General features: G+C 59.5%; 17 protein-coding genes. 7 read left to right on the top strand and 10 right to left on the bottom strand.

The window, feature by feature from the left end; translation table 11 throughout:
- Nucleotides 1-9: 9 nt before the first annotated feature.
- Together cydB and ACYZTW_RS29180 are read right to left on the bottom strand one after the other, a co-directional pair.
- Nucleotides 10-1017 carry a cytochrome d ubiquinol oxidase subunit II gene (cydB, locus tag ACYZTW_RS29175; protein WP_462002799.1) on the bottom strand — a complete coding sequence of 336 codons (1008 nt, stop codon included), beginning with the start codon at nucleotides 1015-1017 and terminating at the stop codon, nucleotides 10-12.
- Nucleotides 1018-1020: 3 nt separating this feature from the next.
- Nucleotides 1021-2460 (bottom strand): cytochrome ubiquinol oxidase subunit I, encoded by a 1440-nt coding sequence (locus ACYZTW_RS29180; protein WP_462002800.1) that lies wholly within the window; start codon nucleotides 2458-2460, stop codon nucleotides 1021-1023.
- Between the two features lie 530 nt (nucleotides 2461-2990).
- Between ACYZTW_RS29180 and ACYZTW_RS29185 the strand changes: the two genes are divergently transcribed.
- Nucleotides 2991-4229, top strand: coding sequence for an MFS transporter (locus ACYZTW_RS29185; RefSeq protein WP_462002801.1), 1239 nt, complete (start codon nucleotides 2991-2993; stop codon nucleotides 4227-4229).
- A gap of 22 nt (nucleotides 4230-4251) precedes the next feature.
- Here the strand turns inward: ACYZTW_RS29185 and ACYZTW_RS29190 are convergent, their stop codons facing one another.
- Both ACYZTW_RS29190 and ACYZTW_RS29195 read right to left on the bottom strand, forming a co-directional pair.
- Complete coding sequence (locus ACYZTW_RS29190) at nucleotides 4252-4803, bottom strand: DJ-1 family glyoxalase III (protein ID WP_462002802.1); 552 nt, start codon at nucleotides 4801-4803, stop codon at nucleotides 4252-4254.
- A 66-nt stretch (nucleotides 4804-4869) separates the two neighbouring features.
- The gene (locus ACYZTW_RS29195; RefSeq protein WP_462005860.1) at nucleotides 4870-5325 is read right to left on the bottom strand and encodes a DUF4879 domain-containing protein; all 456 of its coding nucleotides are present in this window, start codon (nucleotides 5323-5325) and stop codon (nucleotides 4870-4872) included.
- 214 nt (nucleotides 5326-5539) lie between these two features.
- Here ACYZTW_RS29195 and ACYZTW_RS29200 point away from each other — a divergent pair, with 214 nt between their 5' ends.
- Both ACYZTW_RS29200 and trmA read left to right on the top strand, forming a co-directional pair.
- The gene (locus tag ACYZTW_RS29200; protein ID WP_462002803.1) at nucleotides 5540-6835 is read left to right on the top strand and encodes an NCS2 family permease; all 1296 of its coding nucleotides are present in this window, start codon (nucleotides 5540-5542) and stop codon (nucleotides 6833-6835) included.
- Entirely contained in the window at nucleotides 6832-7911 is a 1080-nt protein-coding gene (gene trmA, locus ACYZTW_RS29205) for a tRNA (uridine(54)-C5)-methyltransferase TrmA (RefSeq protein WP_462002804.1), read from the top strand. The genes ACYZTW_RS29200 and trmA overlap by 4 nt, the downstream gene beginning before the upstream one ends.
- A 54-nt stretch (nucleotides 7912-7965) precedes the next feature.
- On the opposite strand, the gene ACYZTW_RS29210 is transcribed toward trmA, so the two are convergent.
- The 3 genes from ACYZTW_RS29210 to ACYZTW_RS29220 form a co-directional block, all read right to left on the bottom strand.
- Nucleotides 7966-8412: a DUF2442 domain-containing protein gene (locus tag ACYZTW_RS29210; RefSeq protein WP_462002805.1), complete on the bottom strand. Its 447-nt coding sequence runs from the start codon at nucleotides 8410-8412 to the stop codon at nucleotides 7966-7968.
- Nucleotides 8409-8837 carry a DUF4160 domain-containing protein gene (locus tag ACYZTW_RS29215; protein ID WP_462002806.1) on the bottom strand — a complete coding sequence of 143 codons (429 nt, stop codon included), beginning with the start codon at nucleotides 8835-8837 and terminating at the stop codon, nucleotides 8409-8411. Before ACYZTW_RS29215 ends, ACYZTW_RS29210 begins: the two co-directional genes overlap by 4 nt.
- Nucleotides 8838-9051: 214 nt before the next feature.
- Nucleotides 9052-9258, bottom strand: coding sequence for a tautomerase family protein (locus ACYZTW_RS29220; RefSeq protein WP_462002807.1), 207 nt, complete (start codon nucleotides 9256-9258; stop codon nucleotides 9052-9054).
- Nucleotides 9259-9435: 177 nt separating this feature from the next.
- On the opposite strand from ACYZTW_RS29220, the gene ACYZTW_RS29225 reads away from it, so the two are divergent.
- The 3 genes from ACYZTW_RS29225 to ACYZTW_RS29235 all read left to right on the top strand — a co-directional run bounded on the left by ACYZTW_RS29225 (nucleotide 9436) and on the right by ACYZTW_RS29235 (nucleotide 11789).
- The gene (locus ACYZTW_RS29225) at nucleotides 9436-10347 is read left to right on the top strand and encodes a LysR family transcriptional regulator (RefSeq protein ID WP_462002808.1); all 912 of its coding nucleotides are present in this window, start codon (nucleotides 9436-9438) and stop codon (nucleotides 10345-10347) included.
- Between the two features lie 141 nt (nucleotides 10348-10488).
- Nucleotides 10489-10929, top strand: a complete 441-nt coding sequence (gene aroQ / locus ACYZTW_RS29230; protein WP_008084592.1) for a type II 3-dehydroquinate dehydratase — start codon at nucleotides 10489-10491, stop codon at nucleotides 10927-10929.
- Between the two features lie 5 nt (nucleotides 10930-10934).
- Entirely contained in the window at nucleotides 10935-11789 is an 855-nt protein-coding gene (locus tag ACYZTW_RS29235; protein ID WP_462002809.1) for a shikimate dehydrogenase, read from the top strand.
- Nucleotides 11790-11825: 36 nt separating this feature from the next.
- Here the strand turns inward: ACYZTW_RS29235 and ACYZTW_RS29240 are convergent, their stop codons facing one another.
- Nucleotides 11826-12503, bottom strand: coding sequence for a TetR/AcrR family transcriptional regulator (locus ACYZTW_RS29240; protein WP_462002810.1), 678 nt, complete (start codon nucleotides 12501-12503; stop codon nucleotides 11826-11828).
- Nucleotides 12504-12605: 102 nt separating this feature from the next.
- Entirely contained in the window at nucleotides 12606-14507 is a 1902-nt protein-coding gene (gene quiC / locus ACYZTW_RS29245; RefSeq protein WP_462002811.1) for a 3-dehydroshikimate dehydratase QuiC, read from the bottom strand.
- Nucleotides 14508-14881: 374 nt separating this feature from the next.
- Here quiC and ACYZTW_RS29250 point away from each other — a divergent pair, with 374 nt between their 5' ends.
- A complete protein-coding gene (locus ACYZTW_RS29250) occupies nucleotides 14882-16198 on the top strand; it encodes an MFS transporter (protein WP_462005861.1) in 1317 nt (438 codons plus the stop codon).
- A 45-nt stretch (nucleotides 16199-16243) separates the two neighbouring features.
- Here the strand turns inward: ACYZTW_RS29250 and ACYZTW_RS29255 are convergent, their stop codons facing one another.
- A complete protein-coding gene (locus ACYZTW_RS29255; protein WP_462002812.1) occupies nucleotides 16244-17122 on the bottom strand; it encodes a DMT family transporter in 879 nt (292 codons plus the stop codon).
- Nucleotides 17123-17162: the final 40 nt, after the last annotated feature.

Below are 17162 nucleotides of genomic sequence, written 5' to 3' on the forward strand. Positions count from 1 at the left end.
TCGCGTGCTCTAGTGATAGCCATCTTCGTGGGTGACCTTGCCGCGGAACACGTAGTAGCTCCAGAAGGTGTAACCCAGGATGAACGGGATGATGAACAGCGTGCCCACCAGCATGAAGCCCTGACTTTGCGGCGGTGCGGCGGCGTCCCAGATCGAGATCGACGGCGGCACGATGTTCGGCCACAGGCTGATGCCCAAACCGCTGTAGCCGAGGAAGATCAGCACCAGGGTCAGCAGGAATGGCGTGTAGTGCGCATTGCGAGCCACCGCTCGGATCAGACCGTACATGGTCACCAGCACCAGAATCGGCACCGGCAGGAACCAGAACAGGTTCGGCAGGGTGAACCAGCGAGCGGCAATCTCGGCATGGGCCAACGGGGTCCAGATGCTGACGATACCGATCACTGCCAACACCACGAAAGCCAGTGGCCGAGCCAGGTCATGCATCTGCTCCTGCAACTTGCCTTCGGTCTTCATGATCAGCCAGGTACAACCGAGCAAGGCATACGCAATCACAAGCGCCACGCCACAGAACATCGTGAACGGCGTCAGCCAGTCCAGTGAGCCACCGGCAAATTGGCGATTGACCACCGGCAACCCGTCAATGAACGCACCCAATGCCACGCCCTGGAAAAAGGTGGCGGCGACCGAGCCACCGATGAACGCCTTGTCCCAGAGATGGCGCTTGTCGTCCTTGGCCTTGAAGCGGAACTCGAAGGCCACGCCGCGGAAGATCAGCCCGATCAGCATAAAAATCAGCGGCAGGTACAACGCCGAGAGCACCACCGAATAGGCCAGCGGGAAGGCACCGAACAACGCCGCGCCGCCCAGTACCAGCCAGGTTTCGTTACCGTCCCAGACCGGCGCGACGGTGTTCATCATGACGTCACGATCGGTCTTGCCCGGAATGAACGGGAAGAGAATCCCGATCCCCAAATCGAAACCGTCCATGACCACGTACATCATGATGCCGAAGATGATGATCACGGCCCATATCAGCGGAAGATCAATACCCATGAGTCAAATCTCCTTGGTCAGGCTGGGGCTGTGATCACCGTCACCGTTGTCGTCGGCTGCGGACAGCGGACGCGCCGGTGTGCGTTTCTTGCCTGGACCGCCCTCGGGCGTTTCCTTGCCTTCGTCGATCTTCGGCCCTTTGCGCACCAGGCGCATCATGTAGCCCAGACCGGCACCGAACAGCGCGAAATAGACCACGACGAACATGATCAACGTGATGCTCATTTGCATGAAACTGTGATTGGAGGACGCATTCGCCGTGCGCATCAGGCCGTAAACGACCCACGGCTGACGGCCGATTTCAGTAGTGAACCAACCGGCGAGGATCGCAATCAGGCCGGATGGCCCCATCCACAACGCCAGGTACAGGAACGGCCGTGAGGTATAGAGCTTGTCGCGTTTGCGTAGCCACAGGCTCCACAAACCAGTGAAGATCATCAGGAAGCCCAGGCCGACCATGATCCGGAACGACCAGAACACGATGGTCGAATTCGGCCGGTCTTCAGGCGGGAATTCCTTGAGCGCCGGGACCTGTTTGTCCAGCGTGTGCGTGAGGATCAGGCTGCCCAGGTACGGAATCTCTACCGCGAATTTGGTCTTCTCGGCTTTCATGTCCGGCCAGCCGAACAGGATTAGCGGAGTCGGTTCATCACCGACGTTTTCCCAGTGGCCTTCAATCGCGGCGATTTTCGCCGGCTGATGCTCAAGCGTATTCAGCCCGTGGAAGTCACCGATGACGGCCTGAATCGGCGCCACGATCAAGGCCATCCACATGGCCATCGAGAGCATGGTGCGGATTGCCGGGTTGTCCTTGCCGCGCAGCAAATGCCAGGCCGCCGAGGAACCGACAAAGAAGGCGGTCGCGACGAACGCTGCCGTCGCCATGTGCATCAGGCGGTACGGGAACGACGGGTTGAAGATCACCGCCAGCCAGTCCACCGGAATGACCTGGCCATTGACGATTTCGTAACCTTGCGGGGTCTGCATCCAGCTGTTGGAGGCGAGAATCCAGAAAGTTGAGATCAAGGTGCCGATGGCGACCATGACCGTGGCGAAGAAGTGCAGATTGCGCCCGACCTTGTTCCAGCCGAACAGCATGACACCGAGGAAACCGGCTTCAAGAAAGAAAGCGGTGAGTACTTCGTACGTCAGCAGCGGCCCGGTCACGGAGCCGGCGAAGTCCGAGAAGCGACTCCAGTTGGTGCCGAACTGATAGGCCATGACAAGCCCGGAGACCACGCCCATGCCGAAGTTGACGGCAAAGATCTTCGACCAGAAGTGGTACAGGTCGCGGTACGTGTCGTTATGGGTTTTCAGCCACAAGCCTTCGAGCACCGCGAGGTAACTCGCCAGGCCAATGGTGATGGCGGGAAACAGAATGTGAAACGAAATGGTGAACGCGAACTGCATCCGGGCGAGATCAAGTGCCTCCAAACCGAACATAAGTCTTCCTCTGTCAGGTAATACCGGCTGAAGGCTTGTGGCCTACACCCACTGCCCCCACGGATATGGAGTGTGGCGAATTTGAATTCGTTCTTTTTTTACAAACATCACAACGTAGGGAGTCTGGCCATCTGGCCGCCGGATCAATTCCACGAGCGGTCTTGATCTGGATCAAGCAACGTTAAAAGAGTAGTCCCATTTTTGACGATGGACGGTGTGGTCTTTTGCCGCGTGACAGGTTGCCTCATACCGTCGCCGGCAGCCCTGTAGCAGCTTCCGAAGGCTGCGTTCGGCTGCCGAAGGCTGCGTTCGGCTGCGAAGCAGTCGTGAAAACAGATACCGCGGAGCTTCAGGTAGACCGAGCTGGCAGGTTTTGCGACAGCTGCGCAGCCGAACGCAGGCTTCGCCAACTGCTACAAGGGTTACAACTCAAAATCGGTGTCTAGCTAACGAAATTTCCCAACCCTGCAACTTTTGGTTACAGCTTGGTGATAATCTCGACCCTCTCCTCGCTCAAGACCTGCCCTCAGATGCCCAGCCAAGCGCCCTTGCTGTTACGTCATCACCGCCCATTTATCGCGTTCTGGCTGGCTCGGGTGTTTACCGCCAGTGGTTTTCAGATGCTCACGGTGGCCATTGGCTGGAACCTCTACCAACTGACCGGCAATGTGCTCGATCTGGGCCTGGTCGGTCTGGTGGAATTCGCCCCCCGAGTGCTGTTCATGCTGCACACCGGGCATGTCGCGGACCGTTATGACCGGCGCAAGGTCGCGGCAATCTGTCAGTCCGTGCAAGCGTTGATCGCCCTGTCGCTGGCCATCGGCAGCGCGACCGACCACGTCACCCGGGAGATGATCTTCATCCTCGCGTTCCTGCTCGGTGCCGCCCGCTCCTTCGAGATGCCGACCACTCAGGCCCTGCTGCCGAGCATCGTGCCCAGCGCGCTGTTTCCCCGCGCCGTGGCCGCCGCCCAATCCGCACAGCAATCGGCGACTATCGTTGCCCCGGCCCTCGGTGGGTTGCTCTACGCCTTCGGCAGCGTCTGGGTCTATGGCCCGACAGTGATCCTCTACATCATCGCCTGCACGCTGATGCTCAACCTGCCCGCACGGCAGACACCGCTGAACAAGGGCAAGGCGACGCTGGATTCGTTGCTGGCGGGCATCCGCTTCATCCGTAGTCGTCCGGACATTCTCGGGGCGATTTCTCTGGATCTGTTTGCCGTCCTGCTCGGTGGCGCAACGGCGCTGCTCCCGGTGTTCGCCAAGGACATTCTGCTGACCGGCCCTTGGGGCTTGGGCCTGCTACGCTCAGCGCCGGCAGTCGGTGCGCTGCTGATGTCGCTGTACCTGGCGAGATTTGCCGTGGAGCGCAAAGTCGGACGGGTCATGTTCACTGCTGTGGGTGTATTCGGCGTCGCGACCATTGCGTTCGGCCTGTCGACCTCGTTCTGGTTTTCCCTGGCGGTGTTGGTGGTGCTGGGCGCGGCGGACATGATCAGCATGGTGATCCGCGCCTCCTTCGTGCAACTGGAAACACCGGATGAAATGCGCGGCCGGGTCAGTGCCGTGAACGGTCTTTTCATCGGCGCTTCGAACCAGTTGGGCGAGTTTGAATCCGGCTTGACCGCCCACTGGTTCGGCACCGTGCCGGCAGTGGTCATGGGCGGTATTGGCACGTTGGTGGTGACCGGGGCGTGGATCAAACTGTTCCCGACCCTGGCCGAGCGCGACCGCATGCATGTGCCGGTGGAAGAAGTGAAGGCTTGAAGCAGTTTGCCCAAGGCATGCTCTAGACCACCAACTCCCCTGCCACCGCCGCTCGCCTGGCTTTGCCGCAGAGTTGTTCCACCAGCGTCAGGGCGAATTGCAATGCCGCCCCTGAACCTTGGGCAGTGATGCAGTTGCCATCGACCACCACCGGTTGATCGACGAAGTTGCAGCCCAACAGTTGATGGCTGGCCGATGGCAGGCAGGTCATGCGCCGCTGACGCAGTACGCCAAAGGCTTGCAGCGCCAGCGCCGGGGCCTCGGCGATGCCGGCGAAAAGTCGCCCGGCCGCCGCCTGATCCTTGAGCAATTGTTGCAGGGGTTGATGGGCCGCCAGATGTTGCGCCCCCACGGCACCGCCGGGCAGGACGATCAGGTCGAACGGCTGGGCCAGCACGTCCACCAGCATCGCGTCGGACGTCACTCGGGTGCCGCGCGCGCAGGTGAGCATGCGCCGCCCCTCGATGCTGGCCACCACCACTTCAATCTTGGCGCGGCGCAACACATCGATCAGGGTCACTGATTGCAGGTCATCGATGCCCTCGGCGAGGGTAATCAGAGCTCTAAAGGTCATGGGCGCAGTCCACAGGATGATCTTTAAAGCGTAGTCAGCTTTCCTGACCCTTGTTCGAGCCCGCCGTTACTTGATGTAAAGCTGCGTCGACAGCGTATTGCCTGGCGCGTTGATCGATGTGTTGCTGAAGGTGAACGTACCTTCCTGCTTGCCGGCCAGATCGAATACATACAAATAGCCGACGTTTTTTCTCCCTACGGTGCACTCAGTCAGGTTGCCATTATCAAAAGCACACACAGGGGTCCGGGTGCCGTTCACGTCAAAACCGTCCAGCCCGACATGCGCCCCACGACCATAGCCGACTTCCAGCACGTAGATCTTTATGTTCGGCCCAGTGTGATTACAGCGCGTCTGCTCTTGCCCCTCGGCAATGTTTTCAAAACCACAGCTCGGCGACTCGACCTTGAGTACCTTCACCTGACTCAACGGTAGCGCCGATGCAGCCGAGGCGGTGTGTGCCCCCAGGAACAAGACGATCGCCATTGCGAATACGGCAATCAGACGTTTATTCATGCAATACATAAGTACCCCCAAAACCAGCGCGCAGTATGGCGCAGTTGGCTTTACCGCAAAACATCGACGACGATCGCAGCCATAAGCAGCCATTGCCCCACGCTGCTGGTATGATGCGCGGCTTTTTCCGACCCACAGAAAATTACCAGGCGCCATCAGCGGTCTGTGCTTTGCTGTTGAGGTCGATACATTCACGGCGCCTGGCGCGCCACGGGGAGCGGGCATGCTGGAAAGGCTGTTTCAACTCAAGGCACACAACACCAACGTGCGGACCGAGATTCTGGCGGGCGTCACGACCTTTTTGGCCATGGCCTACATTCTGTTCGTCAATCCGAGCATCCTCGGCGAGACCGGCATGGACAAGGGCGCGGTGTTCGTCGCCACGTGTCTGGCAGCCGCCATCGGTTCGACGGTGATGGGCCTGATCGCCAACTACCCGATCGCTCTCGCGCCGGGCATGGGCTTGAACGCCTTCTTTACCTACACCGTGGTCCTGCACATGGGCCACACCTGGCAAGTGGCGCTGGGTGCGGTATTCATCTCGGCGGTACTGTTCTTCCTGCTGTCGATCTTCCGCATCCGCGAATGGATTATCAACAGTATCCCGTTGCCGCTGCGTTCGGCGATTGCCGCCGGTATCGGCCTGTTCCTGGCCCTGATCGCCCTGCATAACGCGGGCATCGTGGTGAGCAACCCGGCAACCATGGTCGGCCTCGGCGATTTGAAACAACCGGCCCCGATCCTCGCGACCCTCGGCTTTGCCCTGATCGTGGCGCTTGAAGCGCTTAAAGTGCGCGGCGCGGTGCTAATTGGCATTCTGGCGGTGACCATCGTTTCGATCCTGATGGGCTTCACCCCGTTCGGCGGCGTGATGTCGATGCCACCGTCGTTGGCCCCGACCTTCCTGCAACTGGACATCAAGGGCGCCCTGGACATCGGGCTGGTCAGCGTGATCTTCGCCTTCCTGTTCGTCGATCTGTTCGACAACTCCGGCACCCTGATCGGCGTCGCCAAGCGCGCTGGCCTGATGGGCAAGGACGGCCACATGCCGAAAATGGGCCGTGCCCTGATCGCCGACAGTACCGCGGCCATGGCAGGCTCCTTGCTGGGCACCTCGACCACCACCAGCTACATCGAATCCGCAGCCGGCGTGAGTGCTGGCGGCCGCACCGGTCTGACCGCCGTTGTCGTGGCGATTCTGTTCCTGTTGGCGCTGTTTTTCTCGCCATTGGCGGCCAGCATTCCAGCCTTTGCTACCGCGCCTGCACTGCTGTTCGTCGCGGTACTGATGACATCCGGCCTGGCCGAAATAGACTGGGACGACATCACTGTTGCGGCGCCGGTCGTGGTCACCGCCCTGGCCATGCCATTCACTTATTCCATCGCCAACGGCATCGCCTTCGGTTTCATCTCCTGGACTGCGATCAAGTTGCTGTCCGGCCGCGGCCGTGAGCTGAACTCGGCACTGGTGATTCTGTCGATTCTGTTCGTGATCAAGTTGGGTTGGTTCAACGCATGACTTTTGATTCCCAGGCTTACGCCGTTCAACTCGAAGAAAAGGTTACGCGCCTGCGTGATCTGTTGGCCCCGTTCGGTGCGCCAGAACCTGAGGTATTCGATTCGCCGCTGCAAAACTTCCGCCTGCGCGCCGAATTCCGCCTGTGGCGCGAAGCCGGCGAGCGTCACTACGCGATGTTTTCCCAGGAAGACAAACGCACGCCGATCCTGATCGAGGAATTCCCGATCGCCAGCCTGCGCATCAACGAGTTGATGCCGCAGCTGAAAGCGGCATGGCAAGCCAGTGCGGCCCTGAGCCACAAGCTGTTCCAGGTGGAGTTTCTGACCACCCTGGCCGGCGATGCGATGATCACGCTGTGCTACCACCGCCCGCTGGACGAGCACTGGCACGCGGCGGCGTCGAAACTGGCAGCCGACCTGAACGTCAGCATCATCGGCCGTTCCAAGGGCAAACGCGAAGTGATCGGTCACGATTACGTGGTCGAGCAGATGGACGTCGGCGGTCGCACCTTCAGCTATCGCCAGCCGGAAGGCGCGTTCACCCAGCCCAACGGCACCGTGAACCAGAAGATGCTCAACTGGGCTTACGACTCACTCGGTGATCGCTCCGACGATTTGCTGGAGCTGTATTGCGGCAACGGCAATTTCACCTTGCCGCTCGCGACGCGCGTGCGCAAAGTGCTGGCCACCGAAATCAGCAAGGCGTCGGTCAACGCCGCGTTGAGCAATCTCAGCGAAAACGCTGTGGATAACGTCACCCTGGTGCGCTTGTCCGCCGAGGAGCTGACCGAAGCCCTGAACGAAGTTCGTCCGTTCCGTCGCCTGCACGGTATCGATCTGAAGAGCTACGAGTTCGGTAGCGTCTTCGTCGATCCGCCTCGCGCTGGCATGGATCCGGACACCTGCGAGCTGACCCGTCGCTTCGACAACATCCTCTACATCTCCTGCAACCCGGAAACCCTGGCGGCCAACATCGCCCAGTTGCACGACACCCACCGCATCACCCGATGTGCAATGTTCGACCAGTTCCCGTGGACCCATCACATGGAATCCGGGGTGTTGTTGACCCGCCGGTAATTGCCGGCGCCAGATACAAATCAGCCGTCCTCACGACGGCTTTTTTGTGTGTGCTTAAAGCGTGATATCTGTCTTGCGCGGACGCCCGCCCTTGCGGCCATTGGCACGCGCGGCCTCGGCCTTGGCGGCACTGCTTTGGCGACCATTGCGTGAGGCGATGACCGAAGCGGCCATGTCCATCAGCGGTTTGCTCGCCGAAATCATCCCGGCGATAGAGACCTGCAGGTGTTTGCCCTCATGGCACAGGGCGGTCCCTGAAAAACCGACTTTCATTCTGTCGAAATCCTCGGTCTCGAAACCATCGAATTCCGGGTAGAGCTTCACTGGAAGCAGCACGCCACTACCATCGTCGAAGCTGACCACCAGACACGGCTCCAGAAACGCCACCGCCGTCGCCTGCAAACCGCTGTTGCGGCGCAATTTTCCCCGCTCGATCGCATCATCCAGAACCGCTTCGGTCACTGGCCGATCCGCCAGATTGTTTGCCTTTATTGCTTTCATAGTTCGATCTCCACACCTTCCGCTGCCCCGATCAGGGTCAATAAGGTTTTGCTCTCCCGTGGTTCATAACACGCCGAGCCAATCATGTAGGTGGTACTGGCGATCCGCTTCATCACGACGACTTCATTGGTCTGCCAATCCCAAAGCTGATGGTCGAGACAGGCTGTCTTCAATTTGCTCCACCAGATACCGCGAGCTCGCCGCAAATGGGCTGGTTGCCTGAGCGTCTGACGCAAACCCTCCAGCACTGCCAATGGTGGCCGTCGCGAGTGCGGGACAACGTCCCAAAGTTCGACGCTGTTGTGCCAGTAGCTAAACTTGAAGCGTGCACTCCAGGTGCCTGCATCCACATGCGCATGAGGTGGGCAATGTTCATCGCGCAACATGATCACCACTGAAAAACCTTTGTAGCTGCATACTTTCATGCTAACCCATCCGTTAGGTTAATGAGCCCGAAGACTCGACATTCCCTGGAAAATCCGACAACTGGCGCTGAGCATTCGATCAGCCATCCGCCATTGAGCCTAGCGCTCAGGCCCTCATCAGGCCGGCGGATGACGGCGCAAATTGGTAAGCAATCCTTTCACCGCTTCCACAAAAAAGCCGTCACGAGGACGGCTTTCCTGGTTTGCCACACAATCACCCTGGTTGATTTTTTCGATACTCGGTCGTGGTCATTCCGGCATAACCCCAATTATCCGTGTCGACCTCCTCGATCACAATGTGGGTCAGCTCCGGAGGCTTGCCGAGGACTCGCTGCAAGGTGTCGGTGATTTCGGCGATGACCTGGGCTTTCTGCTCCCGGGTCACGCCATCACGGGTGATACGTACGCTGACGAAAGGCATGATGTTGCTCCTGTCTGGTGATTGAAGAAGACTGACCGCGTGCCGCTGCTCATCCCGCCGTCCACTGCCCACAAAGCCGGTGGTGAAATCGGCGTGGGTCAAGTAAAGCACCGCTTCGACAATTTCATCTACAGTGGCGAAATTCAGTTCTTCATTTGATCCCCGGTGTAATCAATCATGCAGCGACAATTCGACGATCTTCAGTTGGGTAGCATCGAACTGTTTTGTCTGGCGGCCGAAGCCGGCAGCTTTACCGCCGCCGCGCTGGTGGCTGGCGTGACGCCGGCAGCAGTGAGCCGCTCGGTGTCGCGCATGGAAGAACGCCTGGGCGTGCGGTTGTTCGCCCGCACCACCCGCAGCGTCAAACTGACCGACAGTGGTCGGCGGTATTACGAGGAATGTCGCCAGGCGCTGGCGCAACTGGTCGAGGCCCAGCGCGAGGTCATGGGCCAGCAGCAACAGCCTTCCGGCACCTTGCGCATCAGCATTCCCACCACCTATGCCCATCACCGGATTCTGCCGTTGTTGCCGGCTTTTCGGGCACGCTTTCCAGCGGTGAAGGTCGAGTCACACATCAGCAATCGCAACATCGATTTCGTCGGCGAAGGCTATGACATGGCGATCCGCGTGCGGGCGATTCCGGATTCCGGCCTGATCGCCCGACAGTTGGAAGACGCCGCGCTGGTGATGATTGCCAGTCCTGACTACCTGAAGCACGCGGGCGTTCCACACACGCTGGACGATCTCAAACAGCACGAGTGCATCCAGTACGAATTGCCCAGCAGCGGTCGGCGGATTGCCTGGCTGTTCAACGACAATGGCGTGCACCGGGAGATTCTGGCCGAGGGCAATCTCAGTTGTTCCGACGACGTACTGGGCGGCGTGACCCTGGCCAAACATGGCGCGGGACTGTTCCAGACCTACCGCTTCATCGTCGAAAACGAACTGGCCGATGGCTCACTCGTGGAAGTGCTCAAGCCCTATGGCGGACGCTCGCGACCGTTCACCCTGCTCTATCCGCAAAGCCGCCATATGCCGCTGCGATTGAGGGCGTTCATCGATTTTCTGGTGGAGCACCTGCCCCGCTGAGAAGCCGAAACCGTCCGATCACCGCACACAATAACCCTGCGAGCCTCCTCTTCAATTGACCAAACTAACTAGCTAGTACAATTTATCTCCACAGGCTGAAACCCTCGGCCAATGCCAAAAATAATAAGTGGAGAGACTCCGATGCCCCCTATCGTTCTGGTGCTCAACGGCCCGAATCTGAACCTGCTCGGCACCCGTGAACCGGCGACTTACGGCCACGAAACCCTGGCGGATATCTCAGCGTTGTGCGGTCGTGCCGCCGAAGAGTTCGGCCTGGCAGTGGAGTTTCGCCAGACCAATCATGAAGGCGAACTACTCGACTGGATTCATGCCGCCCGCGGCCGTTGCGCCGGGATCGTCATCAACCCGGCCGCCTGGACCCACACCTCGGTCGCGATCCGCGATGCCCTGGTCGCCAGCGAATTGCCGGTGATCGAAGTCCACCTGTCCAATGTTCATGCCCGCGAGCCCTTCCGCCACCACTCTTTTGTTTCGGCCATCGCCACCGCGGTGATGGCGGGTTTCGGCAGCCACGGCTATCGCCTGGCGCTGGAGCATTTCAGTCAACGTTTGAAGGGGTGAAGGCCGTGACTCAGAACAACGCGGTACTGGCCGGACTGATCGGCGCCGGCATCCAGGCCTCTCGCACCCCCGCCCTGCACGAGCATGAAGGCGATGCCCAGGGTTTGCGTTACCTCTATCGTCTGATCGATCTCGATCAATTGAAACTCGACAGCAGCGCCCTGCCCGACCTGCTGATGGCCGCCGAGCGGATGAACTTCACCGGCCTGAATATCACCTTCCCGTGCAAGCAGACGATCATCCCGCTGCTCGACGAACTGTCACCGGAAGCCCGAGGCATTGGAGCGGTCAATACGGTGGTGTTGAAGGACGGCAAACGCATCGGCCACAACACCGATTGCCTGGGGTTCGCCGAAGGTTTTCGTCGTGGCTTGAAGGGCGTTGCCCTTGAGCGCGTCGTGCAAATGGGCGCCGGTGGCGCGGGCGCGGCAGTGGCCCATGCACTATTGAGTGAAGGCGTACAACAGCTGAGCATTTTCGACGTGGAAATCAGCCGCGCTCAGTCACTGGCGGACAACCTCAATCAACATTTCGGCGTCGGCCGGGCTGTGGCGGGCCATGACTTGCCGAGCACCCTGGCCCAGGCTGACGGTCTGGTGAACACCACCCCCATGGGCATGAAGAAACTGCCGGGCATGCCAGTGCCGGTGGAACTGCTTCGAGGTGAATTGTGGGTGGCGGAGATTGTTTACTTCCCACTGGAAACCGAACTGCTGCGCAACGCCCGCGCATTGGGTTGCCGAACGCTGGATGGCGGCAACATGGCCGTGTTTCAGGCGGTGAAGGCGTTTGAGTTGTTCAGCGGCGTGGTGCCGGATGCGCAGCGGATGTTGGAGCATTTTCAGAGCATGAATGGCTGAATGGATGTGGCGGGGGGGTATTCCCCTCACCTCACATCAGGCCTGTAAATACCGCAAAACCGACTCGCAAATCATCTCTCGATGACGCTGCTTGATGCTTTCGTCCGGCAAATCGATCTGAAAAATCTCACCGAATGTATGGCGGTTCGACACGCGATAGAAGCAAAACGAACTGATCAACAGGTGCACATCCAGCGGCTCAAGCCCTGACCGGAACACACCTTCCTCAGCACCGCGACGCAAAATCTCGCCCAGTGAATCGAGAATGGTGTTGTTCATCGCCTTGATCGTATCGGAACGTTTCACGTACTCAGCGTTGTGAATGTTCTCGATGCTGACAATCCGCACAAAGTCGACATTGTGATCATGGTGATCGAAAGTGAATTCAACCAGCCGACGAATCGCTTCCACCGGCGCCAGTTCGGTCAGGTGCAGACGGTTTTCGGTGCTGCGGATATCGCCGTAGAGTTTCTCCAGCACCTCGACGTAGAGCTGTTCCTTACTGCCGAAGTAGTAATAGATCATGCGTTTGGAGGTGTGGATGCGCTCGGCGATCGCATCGACGCGAGCGCCGGAAAGCCCCTGCTGGACGAACTCGACAATGGCTTCTTGAAGGATGTTCTCGCGGGTCTTTTCCGGGTTGTTCTTACGACTCTTGCGCGGCTCGACAATCGGTTCGTCGGGCGCTGCGGAGAGTTCTGAAGTTATCGTCATTGCGGGCTCACGGCCATCACTGCACAGGTTGGCGATTATGGGCCGCGCCGCACAGTGAAGGAAGCTGCGCGGCGGCGGTTTGTCCCCGTGTTTACGATTTTCCTACAACTTTGCCTGACGTACGGCACCACTGCGCGATTTGGCCATCGCCGCCAGTCGCACCGCCACGTTGGCCGCACCGTACCCCGCGTAGCCATTCTTGCGCTGGATAATTTCAAAGAAGAACCGCCCTTCAAACGGCTCGGTGTAGACGTGAAACAGCTCGCCACCCTGAGCATCCCGGTCGTAGAGCACGTTGTAATACGCCAGTTCGCTGAGAAACTCGTCGTCGAAATCGAACCGCGCGGCGAGGTCATCGTAGTAATTGAGCGGGATATCCAGCAGCGGCACGCCCGCCTCCTTGGCTCGGCTGACTTCGGCAAAGATGTCGTCGCAATCAAAGGCGATGTGATGCACTCCGGAGCCGCGATAACTCGACAGCGCGTGTGAGATCGCGGTGTTGCGATTCTCGGAAATGTTCAGCGGCAAGCGGATCGAACTGCAACGGCTGCGCAGCGCCCGGCTCTTCACCAGACCATACGGATCAGGCAGTACCACTTCGTCGTCGGCCTCAAAATCCAGCAGGCTTTTATAGAACAGCACCCAACTGTCGAGGCTGTCGGCCGGCAGCGCCATGGCCATGTGGTCGATGCGCTTGAGGCCACCACTGGCCACGGCGGTGGGTTGCAGGTTGAAGTCGGTGCCGTAGACGTCGGCATCCTGATCCACCAGATAAATCAGACTGCCATCCGGCGCGCGCACGGCGGCGAGCTCCAGTTCATTGGGGCCAACCAGTCCGCGATACGGTTGACCTTTGTAAGCCACGGCCCGGGCCAGCGCACTGGTGCTGTCCTTGACCCGCATGGCGGTGGCGCACAGCGATGGGCCGTGTGCCTCGAAAAAACTGTGGGCGAACGAGTAAGGCTCGGAGTTCAGGATCAGGTTGATATCACCCTGACGCAGCAGGCTCACGCTCTTGGAACGATGTTGCCCTGCCTTGACGAAGCCCAGCCGCTCCAGCCAATGCGAAAGCTTGGCGCCAAGGCTTTCGTCCACGGCGAATTCAAGAAACTCGATGCCGTTGTACTCGCTGGCCTTGGGTGTCTCGAACAGAATGTCGGGGTTGACCGTTGGTTGGGTTTCCTGCGCCAGCCGCTCGCGGGTTTTCTCTTCCAGGTACAGCAACGACCGCAAACCGTCGGCGGCATTGGCCCGTGGCGGCGCGGCGCGGAAGCCGTCGTTGAAGATCTCAAGCGACAATGGCCCGGTGTAACCGCTCTTGATGATCGGCGCGAGGAAACCCGGCAGATCGAATTCACCCTGGCCTGGGAAACAGCGAAAATGCCGGCTCCATTCCAGCACGTCCATGGCCAGGATCGGCGCGTCGGCCATTTGCACGAAGAAAATCTTGTCGCCGGGAATCTCGGCGATCGCGCTCGGATCACCCTTGAGTGACAGCGTGTGGAAGCTGTCCAGCAATACGCCGAGGTTTGGGTGATCGGCCTGACGGACGATGTTCCACACCTGTTGATAAGTGTTCACGTGGCGGCCCCAGGCCAGCGCTTCGTAGCCGATCCGCAAACCACGAGCACCGGCGTGTTCGGCCAGCAGGCGCAAGTCGTCGACTAAAATCTGTTCATCACCGATGGCGTCAGCCGAGGCGTTGCTGCACACCAGCACCAGGTCGGTGCCCAGTTCCTGCATCAAGTCGAACTTGCGCTCGGCCCGTTCCAGGTTACGCGGCAGGCGGTCGCGGCGGCAGCCCTCGAAATCCCGGAACGGTTGGAACAGCGTGATCGCGATCCCTAGATCGGCGCACATCTGTTTGATTTCCCGCGGGCTGCCGTCGTAGTAGAGAAGGTCGTTCTCGAAAATTTCCACCCCGTCGAAACCGGCGGCGGCGATGGCTTCAAGTTTTTCCGGCAGGGTACCGCTCAAGGACACGGTGGCAATGGAACGCTGCATATTTCGACTCCCGGTGGTGGAGACAATCTTGTTAGGGGCATTGCACGCTTTATGTAGGAGCACGGCTTGCCGGCGATGGCGATCTCGTGGACGCCATCGCCGGCAAGCCGTGCTCCTACAGGGACCGCGTTTTTCTTGAAATGAATTATTGGCTGCAAGATCCCGCACAGCAATTCAAAGTGTACTACCCGGTTAGTTTTACGTGCGATTATCGAACACAATGCCCCTTGGCGAATTGACGATTTTTCGTCCACTGCGCAACATCAACACCACATTGGGTCCGCTCATAAACCACAGGACCCGGTTACCAAAGACCCAGAACACCACATAAAAATAATCGGTGGCCCTACATGACTCCTTCTCAAAGCTCTTCCATGGAGCGTTCCTCCATGACTCCTGCCCCCAGCGGCATCGGCGACAAGATCCGCGGCGCCATGGCGGTCGGCAAAACCCGTTGGGGCATGCTGGCGCTGGTGTTCTTCGCCACCACCCTGAACTACATTGACCGCGCCGCCCTGGGCGTGATGCAGCCTATCCTCGCCAAGGAAATGAGCTGGACGGCGATGGACTACGCCAACATCAACTTCTGGTTCCAGGTCGGCTATGCCATCGGTTTCGTGCTGCAAGGCCGGCTGATCGATCGGGTCGGCGTCAAGCGCGTGTTCTTCTTCGCCGTGCTGCTCTGGAGCCTGGCAACCGGTGCCCATGGCCTGGCCACTTCGGCCGTCGGCTTCATGGTCTGCCGGTTCATTCTGGGTCTGACTGAAGCCGCCAACTACCCGGCGTGCGTGAAGACCACCCGGTTGTGGTTCCCGGCCGGCGAACGCGCCGTGGCCACCGGCATCTTCAACGCCGGGACCAACGTCGGTGCGATGTTCACCCCCATGTTGTTGCCGCTGATCCTTCACGTCTGGGGCTGGCAGGCCGCGTTCCTGTGCATGTCGGCGCTGGGCGGGATCTGGTTGGTGCTCTGGGGCTTGAAGTACTTCAACCCCGAAGATCACCCGAGCGTTAAACAATCGGAACTGGACTACATCCAGAAGGAAGTCGAGCCGGAACAAGCCCGCGTGCCGTTCTCCAAGATCCTGCGCATGCGTGGCACCTGGGCTTTCGCCCTGGCTTACGCGATCACCGCGCCGGTGTTCTGGTTCTACCTCTACTGGCTGCCGCCGTTCCTCAATCAGCAATACAACCTGGGGATCAACGTGACCCAGATGGGTATCCCGCTGATCATCATCTACCTCACCGCTGACTTCGGTAGCGTCGGCGGCGGGATCCTGTCCTCGTTCCTGATCGGCCGAGGCGTCAACGCGATCAAGGCGCGGCTGATGTCCATGTTCCTGTTCGCCTGCTGCATCGTCGGCGTGATCATGGCGGCGGGCTCGAGCAGCCTGTGGGTCGCGGTGTTCGCCATCTCCCTGGCCATCGGTGCGCACCAGGCCTGGACCGCGAACATCTGGAGCCTGGTGATGGACTACACGCCCAAGCACATGATGAGTACGGTGTTCGGCTTCGGTGGCATGTGCGCGGCCATCGGCGGGATGTTCATGACGCAGTTGGTCGGCCACATTCTGACAATCACCAACAACAACTACACCGTGCTGTTCACCATGATTCCGGCGATGTACTTCATCGCGCTGATCTGGATGTACTTCATGGCACCGCGCAAGATTCCGACCGTCACCCTGTAAAACCCTTCCCCCGGCAGGCCTGACTCCAGGCCTGCCCTTCTTCTCTCACCGACGACTCTGCTGCCAGGCTGCTGCCAACCCGCTGCAACAAATCACCGCGATCCCGACCACCGTGGTCAGGGTCGGCGTGTGAGAAAACAGCAACCAGCCCAGCAAACCGGCAAAGACAATCTGGCAATAACCGAACGGCGCCAACAACGCTGGGGCGGCGTGCCGGAAGGCTTGCGTCAGAAACAGGTGAGCCGTCATCCCGCAGGCGCCCAGCGCCACCATCATAAATCCATGGCCCAGGCAGGGGACTTGCCAGAAGAATGGCACCAGCGCGCTCATCACCAGCGTGTTGCACAGCCCGGCGAAGAAGTTGCTGGTGGTCGGGCTATCGATGTTGCTGAGCTTGCGGGTGAGCAACTGATAGAAGCAGAAAAACAGCGCCGAGCAGAGCGGCAGCAACACCGCCGGGGTAAAGAGTTCTCCGCCGGGATGGACGATGATCAACACGCCGATAAATCCGCAAATCACCGCAATCCACTGGCCACGCGTGACGTGCTCGCGCAGCAGTGGCACCGACAGCGCAGTCACCAGAACGGGCGCGAGAAAGTTGACCGCCGTGGCTTCGGCCAAGGGGATGTACTGTAAGCCAGTGGTGAAAAACAGACTGGTGCCCAACAGACACAACGCCCGCAACAGCTGAAGTAACGGCCGTTTGGTTCGTAGGACACCCAGCCCGGATTGCGGCAGGAAAATCCCGGCCATCAGTAAGGTGTGAACCAGATAACGAGCCCAGACCACCATGACGATCGGGTAGAAGCCCGAGAGGTATTTCGACAAGGCGTCGTGACTTGAAAACAGGAAGGTCGCAACGACGATCAGCAGAATCCCTTTGAAGGGTTGGTTTACGCCGGAGAGCGGAGTGCTGATGGTCATTTGGTATCCTTTGTTTTTAAAGTCAAAAGCATCGCGGGTG

The sequence above is a fragment of the Pseudomonas sp. LB3P25 genome, from assembly GCF_054897985.1.

What these genes read in the sequence shown, in the direction of transcription:
- cydB (WP_462002799.1), bottom strand. Translation starts at nt 1,017, where the DNA reads ATGGGTATTGATCTTCCGCTGATATGGGCCGTGATCATCATCTTCGGC.
- ACYZTW_RS29180 (WP_462002800.1), bottom strand. Translation starts at nt 2,460, where the DNA reads ATGTTCGGTTTGGAGGCACTTGATCTCGCCCGGATGCAGTTCGCGTTC.
- ACYZTW_RS29185 (WP_462002801.1), top strand. Translation starts at nt 2,991, where the DNA reads ATGCCCAGCCAAGCGCCCTTGCTGTTACGTCATCACCGCCCATTTATC.
- ACYZTW_RS29190 (WP_462002802.1), bottom strand. Translation starts at nt 4,803, where the DNA reads ATGACCTTTAGAGCTCTGATTACCCTCGCCGAGGGCATCGATGACCTG.
- ACYZTW_RS29195 (WP_462005860.1), bottom strand. Translation starts at nt 5,325, where the DNA reads ATGTATTGCATGAATAAACGTCTGATTGCCGTATTCGCAATGGCGATC.
- ACYZTW_RS29200 (WP_462002803.1), top strand. Translation starts at nt 5,540, where the DNA reads ATGCTGGAAAGGCTGTTTCAACTCAAGGCACACAACACCAACGTGCGG.
- trmA (WP_462002804.1), top strand. Translation starts at nt 6,832, where the DNA reads ATGACTTTTGATTCCCAGGCTTACGCCGTTCAACTCGAAGAAAAGGTT.
- ACYZTW_RS29210 (WP_462002805.1), bottom strand. Translation starts at nt 8,412, where the DNA reads ATGAAAGCAATAAAGGCAAACAATCTGGCGGATCGGCCAGTGACCGAA.
- ACYZTW_RS29215 (WP_462002806.1), bottom strand. Translation starts at nt 8,837, where the DNA reads ATGAAAGTATGCAGCTACAAAGGTTTTTCAGTGGTGATCATGTTGCGC.
- ACYZTW_RS29220 (WP_462002807.1), bottom strand. Translation starts at nt 9,258, where the DNA reads ATGCCTTTCGTCAGCGTACGTATCACCCGTGATGGCGTGACCCGGGAG.
- ACYZTW_RS29225 (WP_462002808.1), top strand. Translation starts at nt 9,436, where the DNA reads ATGCAGCGACAATTCGACGATCTTCAGTTGGGTAGCATCGAACTGTTT.
- aroQ (WP_008084592.1), top strand. Translation starts at nt 10,489, where the DNA reads ATGCCCCCTATCGTTCTGGTGCTCAACGGCCCGAATCTGAACCTGCTC.
- ACYZTW_RS29240 (WP_462002810.1), bottom strand. Translation starts at nt 12,503, where the DNA reads ATGACGATAACTTCAGAACTCTCCGCAGCGCCCGACGAACCGATTGTC.
- quiC (WP_462002811.1), bottom strand. Translation starts at nt 14,507, where the DNA reads ATGCAGCGTTCCATTGCCACCGTGTCCTTGAGCGGTACCCTGCCGGAA.
- ACYZTW_RS29250 (WP_462005861.1), top strand. Translation starts at nt 14,882, where the DNA reads ATGGAGCGTTCCTCCATGACTCCTGCCCCCAGCGGCATCGGCGACAAG.
- ACYZTW_RS29255 (WP_462002812.1), bottom strand. Translation starts at nt 17,122, where the DNA reads ATGACCATCAGCACTCCGCTCTCCGGCGTAAACCAACCCTTCAAAGGG.